This is a genomic window from Ruegeria sp. CG4 (assembly GCF_056537185.1).
Map to the genome: position 1 here is coordinate 118,071 of NZ_JBQFRB010000009.1, position 14,852 is coordinate 132,922.

Here is a 14,852-nt window from a genome sequence, read left to right on the forward strand (position 1 = left end):
AAGTGAGTGGTGGTTTATTCGACGCTCACACCATAGAAGATGTGGCCGCCCAGCGGGTGCACCTTGTAACCCTGCACCTTGTTGCTCATCGGCATGTAGACAACCGAATGTGCGATGGTTGCCCACGGCGCCTGATCCTTGAAGACCACCTGCGCGTCTTCGTACAGTTTGGTACGCTCGGCCTGATCAGTGCTTTGCTTGGCTTTCTGGATCAGTTCTTCGAAAGGCTCGTGGCACCATTGTGCGCGGTTGGACGCTTCGCGACCGTCACAGCCCAGCAGCACGGCCAGGAAATTGTCCGGATCGCCATTGTCACCTGTCCAACCCAGCAGAACCGCGCCATCCCGGTTCAGCTCTTTCGAGCGCGACAGGTACTCGCCCCATTCGTAGGACACGATTTCGACGTCCACACCGACCTTGGAAAAGTCTTCTTGGATCAGCTCGGCCATACGACGTGCATTCGGGTTGTAGGGACGCTGCACAGGCATCGCCCAGACCTTCATCGACAGATCAGACACGCCTTCAGCTTCCAGCATCGCCTTGGCCGCTTCCGGGTCATAGGCGTCGTCTTCGATGGCATCGTTATAGCCCCACATGGTTGGCGGGATCGGGTTCTTGGCCGCCTGGCCCGAGCCCTGGAAGACCACGTCGATGATCGCCTGCTTGTCGATCGCCATGTTCAGCGCCTTGCGCACCTTCGGATTGTCGAACGGCGCCATGGTGGTGTTGTAGGCCAGATAACCAACGTTCAGACCTTCCTGCTCCATCATGTTGATGTCGGCGTCATCCTTCATCGCCTGAATATCGGCAGGGTTCGGATACGGCATCACGTGGCATTCGCCCGCTTTCAGTTTCTGATAGCGTACCGACGCGTCCGGAGTGATTGCGAAAATCAGGTTTTCAACCTGCGCCGGATCTTTCCAGTAATCGGCATTCTGAGCATAACGGATCACCGCGTCCTTCTGATAGGCCACGAACGAGAACGGTCCGGTGCCGATGGGCGCTGTGTTCAGCTTTTCAGGTGTCCCGGCCGCCATCATCGCGTCCGCATATTCCGCCGACAGGATCGAGGCGAAATCCATCGCCATGTTGGCCACAAACGGCGCTTCAGGCTTGGAGAGTGTAAATTTCACCGTGTAGTCGTCGATCTTTTCCACCGACTCAACCAGATCCGGCATACCCATACCCTGGAAATACTCCCAGGTGCCGCCCGAGACCTGATTATAGGGGTGGCTTTCGTCTTTCTGGCGCATGAACGAGAAAATCACGTCATCCGCGTTGAAATCACGGGTCGGGGTGAACTCGTCATTGGAATGGAATTTCACGCCCTGACGCAGTTTGAATGTATAGACCAGACCATCATCGCTGGCCTCGACACTTTCGGCCAGACCGGGGATCACATTCGTCGTGCCGGTTTCAAACTCGAGCAGTCGGTTATAGATCGGGTGCGAAGAGGCATCAAAGGTCGTCCCGGCCGTGAACAGCGCCGGGTCGAACCCCTCAGGTGATCCCTCAGAGCAATAGACCAGAGTGTTTGCCTGCGCCACGGCACCCGTCAGGGCAATCGCCGTGGTTGCGGCCAGCAATTTGAGTTTCATGATTTTCTCCCAGAAATGGACTTCTCAAGACAATCGCAGGGCTCATTGTCGTCAGAGCATTCAGTGACAGCACAGGTCGATGCGATCTATCTCAGCAATGTATCCAAAATACAATATCCATTGTCAACTGGCGGGCTGCTGCAATCTTGGTTTTCGGGAAACGCCTTTCAGTTATCCCTATCGAGGAGTCCAATGTCTTTGCGCGACATCAAATGCAGTCTCTGTGAAACAGATAGCGGAATAAACCTCCGCGTCGGCATCAGAATCTTTGTGAAACTGTGTGTAAGTCAGGCCCCGTAGCGCGCCATGAACATGTCAACGGCCTGCTGCGCGACTTCATCGATCTCGGCCCGGGTGAAGCTTTTCTGAAAACCAAAAATCGCCCGGGTCCAGATCCGCACCTTACACAGCTCCGAAAATTGTTCGGCGGCGATAAGGACATCGTCGATGGCCAATTCTCCCTTGGACACCGCCTTCTCAAGATACTCCGCCAACTGGCATTGACCATTTCGGGGACCCGCATCATAAAACGCCCGAACCAACTCAGGGAACCTGTCACGTTCAGCAACACAGATCCGAAACATTTGCTGGGCAATATCCGAAACCAGAAATTCGGTTAGCTGCGTCGCTGCGATAGTCAGCACTTCCCTTGCCGGTTTGCTGTCGTCCACCATCGCAACCACACGATCAGCCATGCGGGTACATTCGGTTTGGGCGACCTCCATGAACAGCAGCCTTTTGTCCGGAAAGTAGCTGTACAAAGTCGCCTTCGACACCCCGGCCACCCGAGCTATGTCGTCGACACTTGCACCCTCGAACCCATCCGCCAAAAAAACCTCTCGGGCGCCGCGCAGAACCTGATCGAATTTCCGGCCTGTGCGCAGAATTGTGGCGGCTTGGGTCATGTCTTCTCCTGAGGTGGTGCCTGACCTGAATTTATAAACCGTTCAGTTCAGATACAACGATTCTCGTATTTCCAAGCGGTTCAAACCGGCAATTGCAACGAACCGAGTGCCATTTCCCCGCCAAAAGAACAACAAGCCCTTCCGAAAATCCGATCTTTATATGCCGAAGGCTTGCGACGCGGAAAATCCGTGCTACCAGTCTGCCCATGGTCGATATTTTCCTGCGCACGCTGCCCTTCTTCGCGATCATCGGCCTGGGATACTGGGCCGGGCGCAGTCGGTTTTTTTCCGAGGAAGCGACCGCATATCTAACCAAGTTCGTTTTCTACTTCGCGCTGTCGGCCATGTTGTTCCGATTTGCGGCCACATTGCCCTTTGCCGAGATTTTCAACGGACGGCTGGTACTGGGATATCTGATCGGCACTGTCACCGTTTACCTGCTGGCCACATTTGTGGCGTGGCTGCGTGGTCTGGATATTCCGACCGCCGCGGTCGAGGCGCAATGTGCAGCCATTGGAAATGTGGGCTTTCTGGGTTTGCCTATGCTGGCGATGCTGTTCGGGCAGGCCGCGATCGGCCCTGTCATGCTGGTCCTGACGGTCGACCTTGTGGTGTTTTCGTCGCTGATCGTAATCCTGATCAATGGCGGACGGGACGGTGCGCTGAAACCCGCAACCCTTCGATTGATCAGCATGGGTCTTCTGAAAAACCCGATGATCGTGTCAATCTCTGCCGGTTTGATATGGTCAGCCCTGCAGGTCCCCGTGCCTGCGCCGTTGAATGACTTCCTGACAATCCTCGGAGGTGCGGCGACACCGGGTGCATTGTTTGCCATCGGCGCATCTTTGGCGGGCAAATCGGCTGAACGCGTGCAAATCGCCGCCTGGCTGAGCTTTTGCAAACTGATTGCGCATCCGATCTGCGTGGCCATTGCCCTGATCTGGCTGATCCCTGTCGCCGCCTTCCCCGCTTCGGTTGCAATCGCCGCTGCCGCCCTTCCTGTTGCAGGCAACGTGTATATGCTGGCAGCCCATTATGGGGTCGCACCGCATCGGGCTTCGGCCGCGATTTTGTTGTCGACGATTACCAGCATCCTGACGATACCGCTTGTCATTGCCTGGGTGGGCACTCTCTGATCTTCACCTTTTCGAAAAATACTCTCGCCGAAGGCACCTGCACTTTACGGCAGGGCCTGTGACCGTTAGCCATGGGTCGAACCCAATACGAGGACAATACCAGATGGAAACCCTTTCCGAGAATGGCTGTTTCGGCGGCGTACAGGGCGTTTATCGCCATGCCTCAGCCGCGTGCAAATGTGACATGACCTTTGGGCTGTTTTTGCCGGCCGAGGCCAAGGACGGCCCGGTTCCTGTCCTGTGGTATCTGTCTGGCCTGACCTGCACCCACGAAAACGCCATGACCAAGGCCGGCGCGCAGGCCTGGGCCGCGGAACAGGGCATTGCCTTGGTATTTCCTGACACATCACCCCGGGGCGAAGGCATCGCAGATCATGAAGACTATGATCTGGGCCAAGGCGCGGGTTTCTACGTAAACGCAACCCAGACCCCATGGGCACCGCATTTCAACATGTGGGACTACGTTGCCGAGGAACTACCCACCCTGCTGGCTGAAACCTTCGCCGTCGACAGCGATCGGCAAGCCATCACCGGACACTCTATGGGCGGGCATGGCGCGTTGACGCTGGCGATGAATCTGCCCGGCCGGTTCCGGTCGGTTTCGGCTTTTGCACCGATCTCCAACCCGACTGGCGCAGATTGGGGCCGCAAGCAGCTTGGCGCTTATCTGGGCGATGATGAAGCGGTTTGGGCCAAACATGATGCGTCCTTGCTGATGAAGGAAAAGGGCTTTGACGGCCCAATCCTGATCGATACCGGAACCGATGATCAGTTCATCGATCTTCTACGCCCGGAAACGCTGGCGCAGGCCATCGCCGAGCGCCGTCAACAGGCGATTTGCCGCCTGCAGCCTGGTTATGATCATTCGTATTTCTTCGTGTCCACATTCATGGAAGACCACATCACCTTCCATGCCGAGGCCCTGTACGGAGACTGAGGAATGAGCAAGTTTGACTATGACCTGATCATCATCGGGTCCGGCCCTTCGGGTCGTGCTGCGGCAATTCAGGCGGGCAAATTGCAACGCCGTGTTCTGGTGATCGACCGCAAGGACCGGTTGGGAGGTGTTTCCGTTCACACTGGAACAATCCCGTCAAAGACCTTGCGCGAAACTGTTCTGAACCTGTCCGGCTGGCGCGAGCGCAGCTTTTACGGGCGCTCCTACCGGGTCAAGGACCAGATCCGCGCCGAGGATCTGAAGGCGCGGCTGCACATGACGCTGGACCACGAGGTCGATGTGCTGGAGCACCAGTTCAATCGCAACCACGTGGAGACCCTCAACGGTCTGGCGAAATTCATCGGCCCGCACGAGCTTGAAGTTGCGACCGACGCGGGTGAAACAACGCGACTGACCGCCGCAAAATTTCTGATTGCCACAGGCACCAAAACATATCGCCCCGATTACGTTCCCTTCAACGGCAGAACGGTTGTCGATGGCGACGAGTTTCTGGAGATGGCCGAAATTCCACGTTCACTCTGCGTGATCGGCGCCGGGGTGATCGGTGTGGAATACGCCACCATGTTTTCGGCTCTGGACGTGCGTGTCACGCTGATCGAACCGCGCGAGACGTTCCTCGACTTTATCGACAAGCGCCTGATTCACGACTTCACCCATCAGATTCGCGAAAACGGTGTCGATCTTCGCCTTGGTTCGGCGGTCGAAAAGATCGAGGATGCCGGCGGGCATGTCGAGATCACGCTGGACAATGGACGCCACGTCCGGGCCGAGATGCTGCTGTTTGCCGCCGGTCGCATGGGCGCGACCTCGGCCCTTAATCTGGACGCAGTCGGGCTGGCAACCGACCATCGCAACCGGATTGAAGTGGATCGGAAAACCTATCAGACCGCTGTGCCTCATATCTATGCCACCGGCGATGTGATCGGGCATCCGTCGCTGGCCTCGACCTCGTTGCAACAGGGCCGCGTCGCCGCCTGTCACGCACTCGAGACGCCCACACTGCCGGAAAGCCCCTGGTATCCTTACGGCATCTATTCTGTTCCCGAGATTTCCACCTGCGGCATGTCCGAGGAAGAGTTGCAGGAACGCGGTATTCCCTACGAAGTCGGCGTGGCCCGATTCCGAGAGACTTCGCGCGGGCATATCATGGGGCTCGAGCATGGCATGTTGAAAATGCTGTTCTCGTTGAAAACCCGCCGGGTTCTGGGGGTTCAGATCGTCGGCGAAGGTGCGACCGAACTGATCCACATCGCACAGGCGGTGCTGAACCTGAAAGGCACGGTGGACTACTTTGTTCAGAACACGTTCAACTATCCGACGCTGGCCGAGGCCTACAAGATCGCCGGTCTGGACGCGTTCAACCGGATGCCCATCCCCGAAGAGTTCAAGGTCCGTAAGAAATCTACTGAACCCTCCAAGAAAGAGGCAACGAAGGCGTGACGACCCTTTACGTCGATGGCGATGCCTGCCCCGTAAAGGCTGAGGCTGAACGAGTGGCCACGCGGCACAAGGTGCCCATGGCGCTGGTGTCGAACGGCGGACTTCGTCCATCGGCGAACCCCTTGGTGCAGATCGTCATCGTCGCCGAAGGGGCCGACGAGGCAGACAAGTGGATCGCCGAACGGTGCGGGCCGGGGGATGTGGTGATCACTTCAGACATTCCTTTGGCTGCGAAATGCGTTGAAGCAGGCGCACGGGTTCTGCGACCGAATGGCGAAGCGTTCACTGCCGCCAATATCGGACAGCAACTTGCCATGCGGGACCTGATGGCGGATCTGCGGGCCGCCAATCCCCTGGGTTCGGGAGGCGGCGGAAAACCGTTTGGAAAAGCGGACCGGTCGCGGTTTCTGGACGCGCTGGAACGTGAGTTGCGTGCAGCACTCAGGAGTTAGCGCCCTTGCTGGGTGGTGCGGCCACGTTGCAGACGCGCTTTTCTCTATGATGTCGGGCGGCACGACGTGCTGGATTTGGGCGGACCGGCTGCGTGACACAATGGATTCCCAAACTGTCACTCTGACGCAATTGCGCCGCGCGAAAACCGGAAGACCCTGCACATTGCCGTTGCAGCGACCGCGCAATTACAATCACATACGCCCATGACTCTGCCAACGATCACATCAGAGCAAAACGGCGACGGCCTGCGCATATCAGTGGCCGGTGATCTGGTGACTCAGTCGTTGGAACACATCGAGCGCGCCTTTGCCGCGATGCCAACGTCAGGCAAAGACGTGACCTTGGACCTGTCAGCCGTTGACTCTCTGGATACCGGCGGCGCATGGCTGGTGGCCGATCTCGCGCGCCGATACAAGGCTGCGGGGGCTGAAACGCAGTTTTTGGGCGCTTCTCCCGCTCATTCCGCGCTGATCGATACCGTATCCCGAAACATGCCGGAAAAGTCCAGCACGGTGGAGGGGCGCCGCAGCTTTGTCGACTGGGTCGGTCATCTGGGCGAGAAAACCGTTGGCGCAGGAAAAGATGCCCTGTCGATTCTGGAATTCACGGGGCTGACTTTGCACCGCCTGACCCGGACACTGGTGAAACCATGGCGGCTGCGCCGCGCGGCGTTGGTCACCCATATGGAGGAGACCGGCTTCAAAGCCCTGCCAATTGTTGGATTGATGGGTTTCCTGATCGGCGTGGTTCTGGCGTTTCAGGGGGCGACGCAGCTCAAACAGTTCGGCGCCGAAATTTTTGTGGTCGAACTGATCTCGATCTCGGTTCTGCGGGAACTGGGCATCCTGCTGACGGCCATCATCGTTGCGGGTCGGTCCGGCTCGGCCTTTACCGCGTCTATCGGGTCAATGAAGGTACAGGAAGAAATCGACGCCATGCGCACGTTGGGCCTGGATCCGATTGAGGTACTGGTGGTACCGCGTGTGCTGGCGCTGTTGATCATGTTGCCGATCCTCGGCTTCGTCGCCGACATGGCCGGCCTGATCGGCGGCGCATTGATGAGCTGGATCGACCTTGGTGTTAGCCCGGGAATGTTTCTGACGCGCCTGAAGGAAAATACAGGTGTCTGGCAACTGGCGGTCGGACTGATCAAGGCCCCGTTTTTCGCCTTTGTGATCGGCATCATTTCCTGCTGGCAGGCAATGCAGGTGAAAGGATCAGCCCAAAGCGTGGGCCAGCGAACGACCGCGTCCGTCGTGCAGTCCATTTTCTTGGTGATCGCCATCGACGCCCTGTTTTCGATCTTCTTCTCCGAGATCGGGGTCTGACATGGACGGTACGGCCCCTCAGAAATCCCAACAGACGAATACCCAGCGCGAAGCGGTAATCCGAGTGCGCGGATTGAGAAACCAGTTCGGACCGCAGGTTGTGCATGACGGCCTGGATCTTGATGTCTGGCGCGGTGAGGTACTGGGCATTGTCGGGGGTTCGGGCACCGGGAAATCGGTGCTGTTGCGAACCATTGTGGGGCTGAACAGACCCGCCGCTGGTAGTATCGAGGTTCTGGGTGTCGATGTACTGAACGCGCCCGATGAAGAACGTCAGCGGATCGAAAAACGCTGGGGGGTGGCCTTTCAGGATGGGGCTTTGTTTTCGTCGCTCAGCGTGCTGCAGAATGTCATGGCCCCGCTGCGTGAACACACCGGGATCAGCGAAAAGCTGATGGAGGCATTGGGAAGCCTGAAGATAAGTCTTGTCGGATTGCCACAACTGAGCTGCGGCAAGTTTCCGTCCGAGTTATCAGGTGGTATGCGCAAACGCGCGGCCTTGGCACGGGCTCTGGCACTGGACCCCGAGATCGTGTTTCTGGATGAGCCGACCGCCGGGCTGGACCCGATCGGGGCTGCTGCCTATGACGATCTGATCGGTGAATTGCAGCAGGCGCTTGGGCTGACGGTCTTCATGGTAACGCATGATCTGGACAGCCTTTATGCGATTTGCGACCGCATTGCCGTGCTTGCAGAAAAACGCGTGCTGGTTGAAGGTCCGATTGAGGATATGGTCAAAGTAGATCATCCTTGGGTGCAGGAGTATTTCACAGGCCCCCGCGCGCGCGCAGCGCAACAGAAGGGGCAGGACAGGTAGAGGCGATGGAAACTCGGGCGAACTATATCCTGATCGGCGCGTTTACCCTGGCGGGCATCTTGGGCGTGTTTGGGTTTTTCCTGTGGCTGGCCAAGTTCGAGGTCAATCGCCAATACGCCTATTACGACGTTCTGTTCGAAAACGTGTCAGGTCTGTCAGCAGCTGGCGGCGTCAGTTTCAATGGTCTGCCCGTTGGTCAGGTGGTTTCGCTCAGGCTGGATGAGGGTGACCCCTCAAAAGTCCGCGTTAAGCTCGAGGTGGACGCCGACATTCCCGTAACATCGGAAACCGTCGCCCAGCTTCAGTCGCTTGGCGTCACGGGAGTTGGCTATGTCGAACTGACCGGGGGATCGGTCAATGCGCAGCGGCTGCCGGAAAACAGCGTCATCAAAAGCAAGCGCAGCACGATACAGTCACTGTTCGAAGGAGCCCCGAAGGTTCTGGATCAGGCGATCGTGCTTTTGGAAGACCTGAGCGCCGTGGTGGACGAAAAAAACCGCAAGGCAGTCTCGGATATTCTGAACAATCTGGCGTCAGCGTCCGGGCGGCTGGATAACACTTTGTCGGATTTCGAAAGCCTTTCAAAAGACATCAGCGGAGCCGCAAAGAACATCGGCGCGTTTACCGATCGGCTGGACCAGTTGGCAGACACCGCGGACACCACCCTGAAGGCGGGCACGGACACGCTGCAAAGCATAAAAACCGCCTCAGATTCAGCTGTCGGCGCATTGGATGAGGCCAAGACAACTCTGGCCACGGCCGATCAGGTGTTGAAGCAGGACATCAAGCCGTTCCTGGATCGTGGCTCACAACTGGCCGAACGTCTGATCGGCCTGTCTGACGAGGGCAGCGTGGCACTGGGCGTAATTTCGGAAACGGTGCTGAACGCAAATTCGACCTTGGCCACGATCTCATCGACAATGGACACGGCCAATGGGGCGCTCGCTTCGGCCCAGCGTGCTTTTGATTCAGCCAACCGTGTCATGGACGAAGATGTTTCGGTCGTCGTGGAAGACATTCGGAACGCAGCCAATCAGGTGGCGGAGACGGTTTCAAATGTCACGGAGCGGATCGACAAGATATCTGACGACATTCTCAATGCCTCGAAATCCGCATCCGAATTGCTGGAAACGATCGATGGCATCGTGCAGGACAACCGCCGGCAGGTCTCGGATTTCCTGCGGGTCGGATTGCCGCAATTCGTCCGCTTCATCGAGGAATCCCAGCGTCTGGTCATCAGTCTGGATCGCCTGGTCGACAAGGTCGAGCGTGACCCGGCGCGCTTCCTGCTGGGCACACAAGCTTCGGAGTTTCGCCAATGATTAAACGCCTCTCTCTGGCTCTGATGATCGGGGCGCTTGGCGGTTGCACGGGGTTGGGCACGCTGAAACAGGCGTCGAAGCCGAACGATCTATATCTGCTGACGCCCAAAAGCACGTTTTCGTCATCGCTGCCGCGCATCAGCAAGCAGATCGTCGTCGAGGAGCCAACGGCAACGGCGGCCGTCAACACCGACCAGATTGCGGTGCAGCCTAACCCGTTGCAGGTCCAATACCTTCCACGTGCCAGATGGGTCGACCGTGCGCCGTTGATCGTTCAGGCCCTTTTGGTGGAGAGCTTTGAAAACAGCAACAAGGTAGCCGCAGTGGGTCGGTCCACAGTCGGTCTGCGCGCTGATTATGTGATTGTGCCTGATCTGCGCGAGTTTCAGGGGATCGTGGTCGCCGATACCGAAAACACCAAAACCGTGCGTGTCGAAGTGCGGATGAACATCAAGATCATCGATGATTTCGACGACAAGATCATCGCTTCGAACTCGTTCCAGGAATTTGTCGTCTCAGCCAGCGACCAGACGCCAGATCTGGTCGAGGCTTTTGACGTCGCACTGGGAAAAACCATGCGCGACGCCGTGGAATGGAGTGTCCGCAGGATCAACAATCACGCGGCCAGCAACCCCCGCGCATTCTGATCCTGCACCAAAGACTACTCGGACAGCGACTCGGACAGCCGCATCAGCGTCACGGCTTCCGCACGGTAGCCGAACGGGTCATCGCCTTTGGCTGCATTTGCCAGTGAAATGGCGTCGTCGTAGGACCAGGTGCCCAAATATTCACCGCCGCGCAACAACTGGCCAAACCCGGCAATCGCAGTTGAAAAGCGTGCATCATCGGTCGGCACCCCCTGCCCCGGCAGGATAGGTTGCTCGATCATCTGGCTTTGGCTGGCACCGGGGACCTTGTAACGCAACTTGAAGAACCCGATCTCATCCAAGCCGTCCGGCGCGGTTTCATTTGCATAGCGCAGCGGTCCGTTTCGAATGGCGTCCGAGCCTGTGGGCGTCACCTCGTAGATGGCGGTCACGCTATGGCCCGCACCGATATCTCCGGCGTCCACCTTATCGTTTGAAAAGTCCTCGCGCCGCAGGGCACGGGTTTCATAGCCGATCAGACGGTATTCAGCGATTTGTGCAGGATTGAACTCGACCTGTATCTTGACGTCATTGGCAATGGGGAACAGCGCCCCGGTCAGTTGATCGACCAGAACTTTACGCGCCTCGCCCAGCGTATCGATATAGGCCGCCTGGCCGTTTCCATATTGCGCCAGCGCCTGCATGGTCGCGTCATCCAGATTACCCCGGCCAAAACCAAGCACGCTCAGATAGGCTCCGCTGTCCCGTTTGCGGGCAATGAAATCCTTCAGCGCGTCCGGGTCGGACAGACCCACATTAAAATCACCGTCCGTCGCCAGGATCACGCGCGTGACGTCCCCGTCATCTGCCATGGCCTCGGCAACCTGATAAGCCTGCTGCAACCCCGCCTGACCGGCCGTCGATCCACCCGCCTGCAACTGATCAAGGGCGTTCATGATCTTGGTCCGATCCGCCGCTGCGGTCGGCTCCAGAACCTGACCCGCACTGCCGGCATATGTTACGATCGAGACCTGATCTTCGGGACGAAGCTCGGACAACAACAGGCGGAAGGATTGCTTGAGCAGTGGCAACTTGTTCGGCTGCTGCATGGACCCCGACGTATCGATCAGAAAAACAAGGTTCAGCGGCGGCCGATCTTCAATCTGCGGCAACGCGCCCTGAATACCGATATGCACAAGCTGAGTACCCTCGTTCCAGGGCGTCGGTGTCACCGTGATCGTCGGCCGGAAAGGCGCATCCCCTTCGGGAGCGGGATAGGTGTAGGGGAAATAGTTCACCATCTCTTCGACCCGCACCGCATCTTTGGACGGCAGCCGACCGTTCATCAGAGAGGATCGGACGATGCCATAGGACGCCGTATCCACATCAATTGAGAACGTAGAGACCGGATCGTCAGTGGTGATCTTCAACGGGTTGGTTTCGCTGTTGGAAAAGGTTTCTGTGTTTTGGTCTGGTTCGGCAACCGGTGCAAGCATGCGTTTCGCAGAATGTTCGGACGCGCCGGTCGCATATCCCAGGACGACACCGCCAACGAGCGCCTCAGCCATGCCCCTCTCGGGTTTTGCAGACGGCACGATGGCCTCTGCTGCAGGAACATCGGCAATCGGCTCCTCCAGCAGGGGCTGGGGCACAGCATGGGCAATATCCGCTTCCGGCTCTTTACTCAATTGCGGAGATGACACGTCACTTTCGCCGCGGGACAACGGATTGACCACGATGTCCTGCACCTGCGGCACGATCAGGATTAGGGCAACGGCAGCTATCGCAGTGGTCGCGGTCAACACGCCACGGTGGGAGAGGGCATTCAACATCGATTTCGCTCCTTCAGTCATGCGGGCCAAGAGGCCTCGCTTGACAGTGGGACGCGCCCCGTTGCCCGATCCTTGGGCGCGGGAGAAATTTTTTTGCGCCGTGGCCAGGTTTTCAGCCCGGCGCCGGGCATCCGGTGCGGGGGTTGCCGCATCCATCAGCGCCTTGAGATCATCCAGATCGTCGGTCATTGCGCCAACTCCTCTTGCCGCATTGCCTTCAGGCGTTTGCGGACATCCGACATCCGCCAGGATATCGTCCCTTCCGAGACACCCAGGACCTGAGCCGCCTCGGCGTGGGTCATTTCATCCTCAAGCGTCAGTGCCAGTGTGTCCTGCAGCTCCTGCGGCAGCGACCGCATAGCCCGTTGCAGCCAATCCATGGCTTCTGTGGTTTCTGCCGCCTCCGCGCGGCGCATCTGTTCGACATCGCCCCACCCTGCCGCAGCTTTTTCATGGCTTGCCCGGCGTCGTCGCGCATCTTCTGCCGCATTGACCACAACGCGGTACAGCCACGTGGTGAACTTTGCCTGTGCCCGAAACCCCTTGATCTTGGCCGGCAAAGCGGCACAGATATCCTGCGTCAGATCCTCGGCCCTGTCCGCGTGACCGGTCAGCCGAAATGCCAATCGGAAGACAAGATCATAGTGGCGCGCCAACAAGGTGGCGAATGCGTTCGCGTCGCCTTTGGCTGCCGCCTTTGCCAGGTTTTCGTCAGACGTCGTCATCCGCATCACGTTGATAAGACGGATACCAAGCGTCAATCCTTGGCGCGTTCCGAAAAAGAATCAAAAATGAGCGGCCGAGGCTGTTTTCCAGTCTTCTGCAAACATCTGGGGTATCGCTTCAGTCAGCAGAGCACCGTCGTCGATGAACGAATAAAGCTCTGCATATGTCCGCTCGCACTCATCCGCCGTGCGGCGGTGAATATCCGAAGGACGCAGGTCGGCAACCTTTTCTTTACCCATCGCGCCAAGCAATTCGCGAAAGCTTTCCAACGTGGCGTCGTGATACCGGTGAACGCGCTGACGCTTCTGCGGGACGTTCACGGCCCGACCCCGGACCGGATCCTGTGTCGCCACGCCCGAAGGACAGCGGTTGGTGTTGCAGTGCAAGGCCTGGATACAGCCCACCGCGAACATCATGGCCCGCGCCGCGTTACACATGTCCGCCCCCAACGCAAATTTCTCGATCATGTCATAACCAGTCGCTACCTTGCCCGAGCAGATGACGCGTATCTGGTCGCGCAAACCTACGCCGCGCAGGCAGTTGTTCACAAAGATCAGAGCCTCATTCAGAGGCATGCCCAACCGGTTGGTAAACTCGACCGGGGCCGCCCCGGTGCCACCCTCCGCACCGTCAACGGTAATGAAATCGGGCAGAATACCGGTCTCCAGCATGGCCTTGCAGATCGCCATGAATTCGGATGGTTTGCCGATGCACAGCTTGAATCCCACCGGTTTGCCGCCCGACATTTCCCGCAGTTGCTGAACGAAATGCATCAGACCCGTCGGGCCTTCAAACGCAGAATGCGTGGGGGGTGAGATGACATCCTGGTGCACCGGCACACCACGAATTTCGGCAATCTCTTCGTCAACCTTGGCCGCGGGCAGAACGCCACCATGCGAAGGCTTTGCCCCCTGTGACAGCTTGATTTCTATGGCCTTGACCACCTCTTTTTTTGCTTTTTCGGCAAAGAGATCCTTGTCAAAACCACCCTCCGGGGTGCGGCATCCGAAATAACCGGTCCCGATCTGCCAGATGATATCCCCACCTTCGGCCAGATGGTGCGGCGACAGCCCGCCTTCGCCGGTGTTATGCGCAAACCCACCATCCCTGGCTCCGCCGTTCAGCGCCCGGATCGCGTTGGCGCTGAGGGCCCCAAAGCTCATGGCAGAAACATTCAGTCGGGACGCGCTGTAGGGTTGGTCGCATTGCGGCCCGCCCAGCGTCACCCTCTCCTCGCTTTCGGGCACGTGTTTGGGTGCCAGTGAATGCGCCGCGCGAGTGTAGCCAACAGTGAGGATATCGTATTGTGTCCCGAAGGCCTGCGTATCCACCTGACCCTTGGCGCGGGAATAGACCAACGACCGGACGATCCGGTTGTAAGGTCGACCGCTTTCATTGGTTTCCACGAAATACTGGCGGATTTCCGGGCTTACGAATTCCAGCATATAGCGGAAGTGCCCAAGGACCGGATAGTTGTTCAGCACATTGTGCCGGGTTGTCATCAAGTCATATGCCCCAACCACGGCATAGGGCACCAGCAGGACCAGCAGCCAATGGATTGGAGACCAGAAAAATCCCAGCAGCAGGGTCAACGGCAAAACGACGAAACTGAGTGCGAAAAAAAGCCTGCGAACGATCATTTTCGGTCTCCTTGCGCTTGGCTGGCCGGGGTTTTCTTGGCTTAACGAGAGGCTTTTTGGTTATGGATTGCAAGCCCTTGTATGTCCTGCATCCTGATCAGACGAAAATG

Annotated in this window: 13 protein-coding genes; 8 read left to right on the forward strand and 5 right to left on the reverse strand. The window is 58.0% G+C overall.

Going from position 1 to position 14,852, the window contains the following annotated elements; genetic code table 11:
* Positions 1–14: 14 nt before the first annotated feature.
* A complete protein-coding gene (locus ACR0J2_RS19745) occupies positions 15–1,598 on the reverse strand; it encodes an ABC transporter substrate-binding protein (protein WP_480813573.1) in 1,584 nt (527 codons plus the stop codon).
* 287 nt (positions 1,599–1,885) lie between these two features.
* On the reverse strand, positions 1,886–2,503 hold the full coding sequence (locus ACR0J2_RS19750) for a TetR/AcrR family transcriptional regulator (RefSeq protein ID WP_170611340.1): 618 nt from the start codon (positions 2,501–2,503) through the stop codon (positions 1,886–1,888).
* Positions 2,504–2,709: 206 nt separating this feature from the next.
* Between ACR0J2_RS19750 and ACR0J2_RS19755 the strand changes: the two genes are divergently transcribed.
* From ACR0J2_RS19755 to ACR0J2_RS19790, 8 genes are all read left to right on the forward strand, one after another.
* Positions 2,710–3,639: an AEC family transporter gene (locus tag ACR0J2_RS19755; RefSeq protein WP_480813574.1), complete on the forward strand. Its 930-nt coding sequence runs from the start codon at positions 2,710–2,712 to the stop codon at positions 3,637–3,639.
* A gap of 103 nt (positions 3,640–3,742) precedes the next feature.
* Positions 3,743–4,576, forward strand: coding sequence for an S-formylglutathione hydrolase (gene fghA / locus ACR0J2_RS19760; RefSeq protein ID WP_480813575.1), 834 nt, complete (start codon positions 3,743–3,745; stop codon positions 4,574–4,576).
* A gap of 3 nt (positions 4,577–4,579) precedes the next feature.
* A complete protein-coding gene (gene sthA / locus ACR0J2_RS19765) occupies positions 4,580–6,037 on the forward strand; it encodes a Si-specific NAD(P)(+) transhydrogenase (RefSeq protein ID WP_170681244.1) in 1,458 nt (485 codons plus the stop codon).
* Positions 6,034–6,489: a YaiI/YqxD family protein gene (locus ACR0J2_RS19770; protein ID WP_480523353.1), complete on the forward strand. Its 456-nt coding sequence runs from the start codon at positions 6,034–6,036 to the stop codon at positions 6,487–6,489. Before sthA ends, ACR0J2_RS19770 begins: the two co-directional genes overlap by 4 nt.
* 204 nt (positions 6,490–6,693) lie before the next feature.
* Complete coding sequence (locus tag ACR0J2_RS19775; RefSeq protein WP_480813576.1) at positions 6,694–7,818, forward strand: ABC transporter permease; 1,125 nt, start codon at positions 6,694–6,696, stop codon at positions 7,816–7,818.
* A 1-nt stretch (position 7,819) separates the two neighbouring features.
* Positions 7,820–8,635: an ATP-binding cassette domain-containing protein gene (locus tag ACR0J2_RS19780; RefSeq protein ID WP_170611352.1), complete on the forward strand. Its 816-nt coding sequence runs from the start codon at positions 7,820–7,822 to the stop codon at positions 8,633–8,635.
* Positions 8,636–8,640: 5 nt separating this feature from the next.
* Positions 8,641–9,957 (forward strand): MlaD family protein, encoded by a 1,317-nt coding sequence (locus ACR0J2_RS19785; protein WP_480813577.1) that lies wholly within the window; start codon positions 8,641–8,643, stop codon positions 9,955–9,957.
* Positions 9,954–10,604 carry an ABC-type transport auxiliary lipoprotein family protein gene (locus ACR0J2_RS19790; RefSeq protein WP_170611356.1) on the forward strand — a complete coding sequence of 217 codons (651 nt, stop codon included), beginning with the start codon at positions 9,954–9,956 and terminating at the stop codon, positions 10,602–10,604. The genes ACR0J2_RS19785 and ACR0J2_RS19790 overlap by 4 nt, the downstream gene beginning before the upstream one ends.
* A gap of 14 nt (positions 10,605–10,618) precedes the next feature.
* Here ACR0J2_RS19790 and ACR0J2_RS19795 read toward each other — a convergent pair whose 3' ends face one another.
* The 3 genes from ACR0J2_RS19795 to ACR0J2_RS19805 are packed head-to-tail and all read right to left on the reverse strand — an operon-like array spanning position 10,619 to position 14,742.
* Entirely contained in the window at positions 10,619–12,565 is a 1,947-nt protein-coding gene (locus ACR0J2_RS19795) for a vWA domain-containing protein (RefSeq protein ID WP_480813578.1), read from the reverse strand.
* Positions 12,562–13,101 (reverse strand): RNA polymerase sigma factor, encoded by a 540-nt coding sequence (locus ACR0J2_RS19800; protein WP_170611360.1) that lies wholly within the window; start codon positions 13,099–13,101, stop codon positions 12,562–12,564. The genes ACR0J2_RS19795 and ACR0J2_RS19800 overlap by 4 nt, the downstream gene beginning before the upstream one ends.
* 60 nt (positions 13,102–13,161) lie before the next feature.
* Positions 13,162–14,742 (reverse strand): FMN-binding glutamate synthase family protein, encoded by a 1,581-nt coding sequence (locus tag ACR0J2_RS19805; RefSeq protein WP_480813579.1) that lies wholly within the window; start codon positions 14,740–14,742, stop codon positions 13,162–13,164.
* Positions 14,743–14,852 lie beyond the last annotated feature (110 nt).

What these genes read in the sequence shown, in the direction of transcription:
- ACR0J2_RS19785 (WP_480813577.1), top strand. Translation starts at nt 8,641, where the DNA reads ATGGAAACTCGGGCGAACTATATCCTGATCGGCGCGTTTACCCTGGCG.
- fghA (WP_480813575.1), top strand. Translation starts at nt 3,743, where the DNA reads ATGGAAACCCTTTCCGAGAATGGCTGTTTCGGCGGCGTACAGGGCGTT.
- ACR0J2_RS19780 (WP_170611352.1), top strand. Translation starts at nt 7,820, where the DNA reads ATGGACGGTACGGCCCCTCAGAAATCCCAACAGACGAATACCCAGCGC.
- ACR0J2_RS19755 (WP_480813574.1), top strand. Translation starts at nt 2,710, where the DNA reads ATGGTCGATATTTTCCTGCGCACGCTGCCCTTCTTCGCGATCATCGGC.
- ACR0J2_RS19775 (WP_480813576.1), top strand. Translation starts at nt 6,694, where the DNA reads ATGACTCTGCCAACGATCACATCAGAGCAAAACGGCGACGGCCTGCGC.
- ACR0J2_RS19805 (WP_480813579.1), bottom strand. Translation starts at nt 14,742, where the DNA reads ATGATCGTTCGCAGGCTTTTTTTCGCACTCAGTTTCGTCGTTTTGCCG.
- ACR0J2_RS19745 (WP_480813573.1), bottom strand. Translation starts at nt 1,598, where the DNA reads ATGAAACTCAAATTGCTGGCCGCAACCACGGCGATTGCCCTGACGGGT.
- ACR0J2_RS19800 (WP_170611360.1), bottom strand. Translation starts at nt 13,101, where the DNA reads ATGACGACGTCTGACGAAAACCTGGCAAAGGCGGCAGCCAAAGGCGAC.
- ACR0J2_RS19750 (WP_170611340.1), bottom strand. Translation starts at nt 2,503, where the DNA reads ATGACCCAAGCCGCCACAATTCTGCGCACAGGCCGGAAATTCGATCAG.
- ACR0J2_RS19790 (WP_170611356.1), top strand. Translation starts at nt 9,954, where the DNA reads ATGATTAAACGCCTCTCTCTGGCTCTGATGATCGGGGCGCTTGGCGGT.
- ACR0J2_RS19795 (WP_480813578.1), bottom strand. Translation starts at nt 12,565, where the DNA reads ATGACCGACGATCTGGATGATCTCAAGGCGCTGATGGATGCGGCAACC.
- sthA (WP_170681244.1), top strand. Translation starts at nt 4,580, where the DNA reads ATGAGCAAGTTTGACTATGACCTGATCATCATCGGGTCCGGCCCTTCG.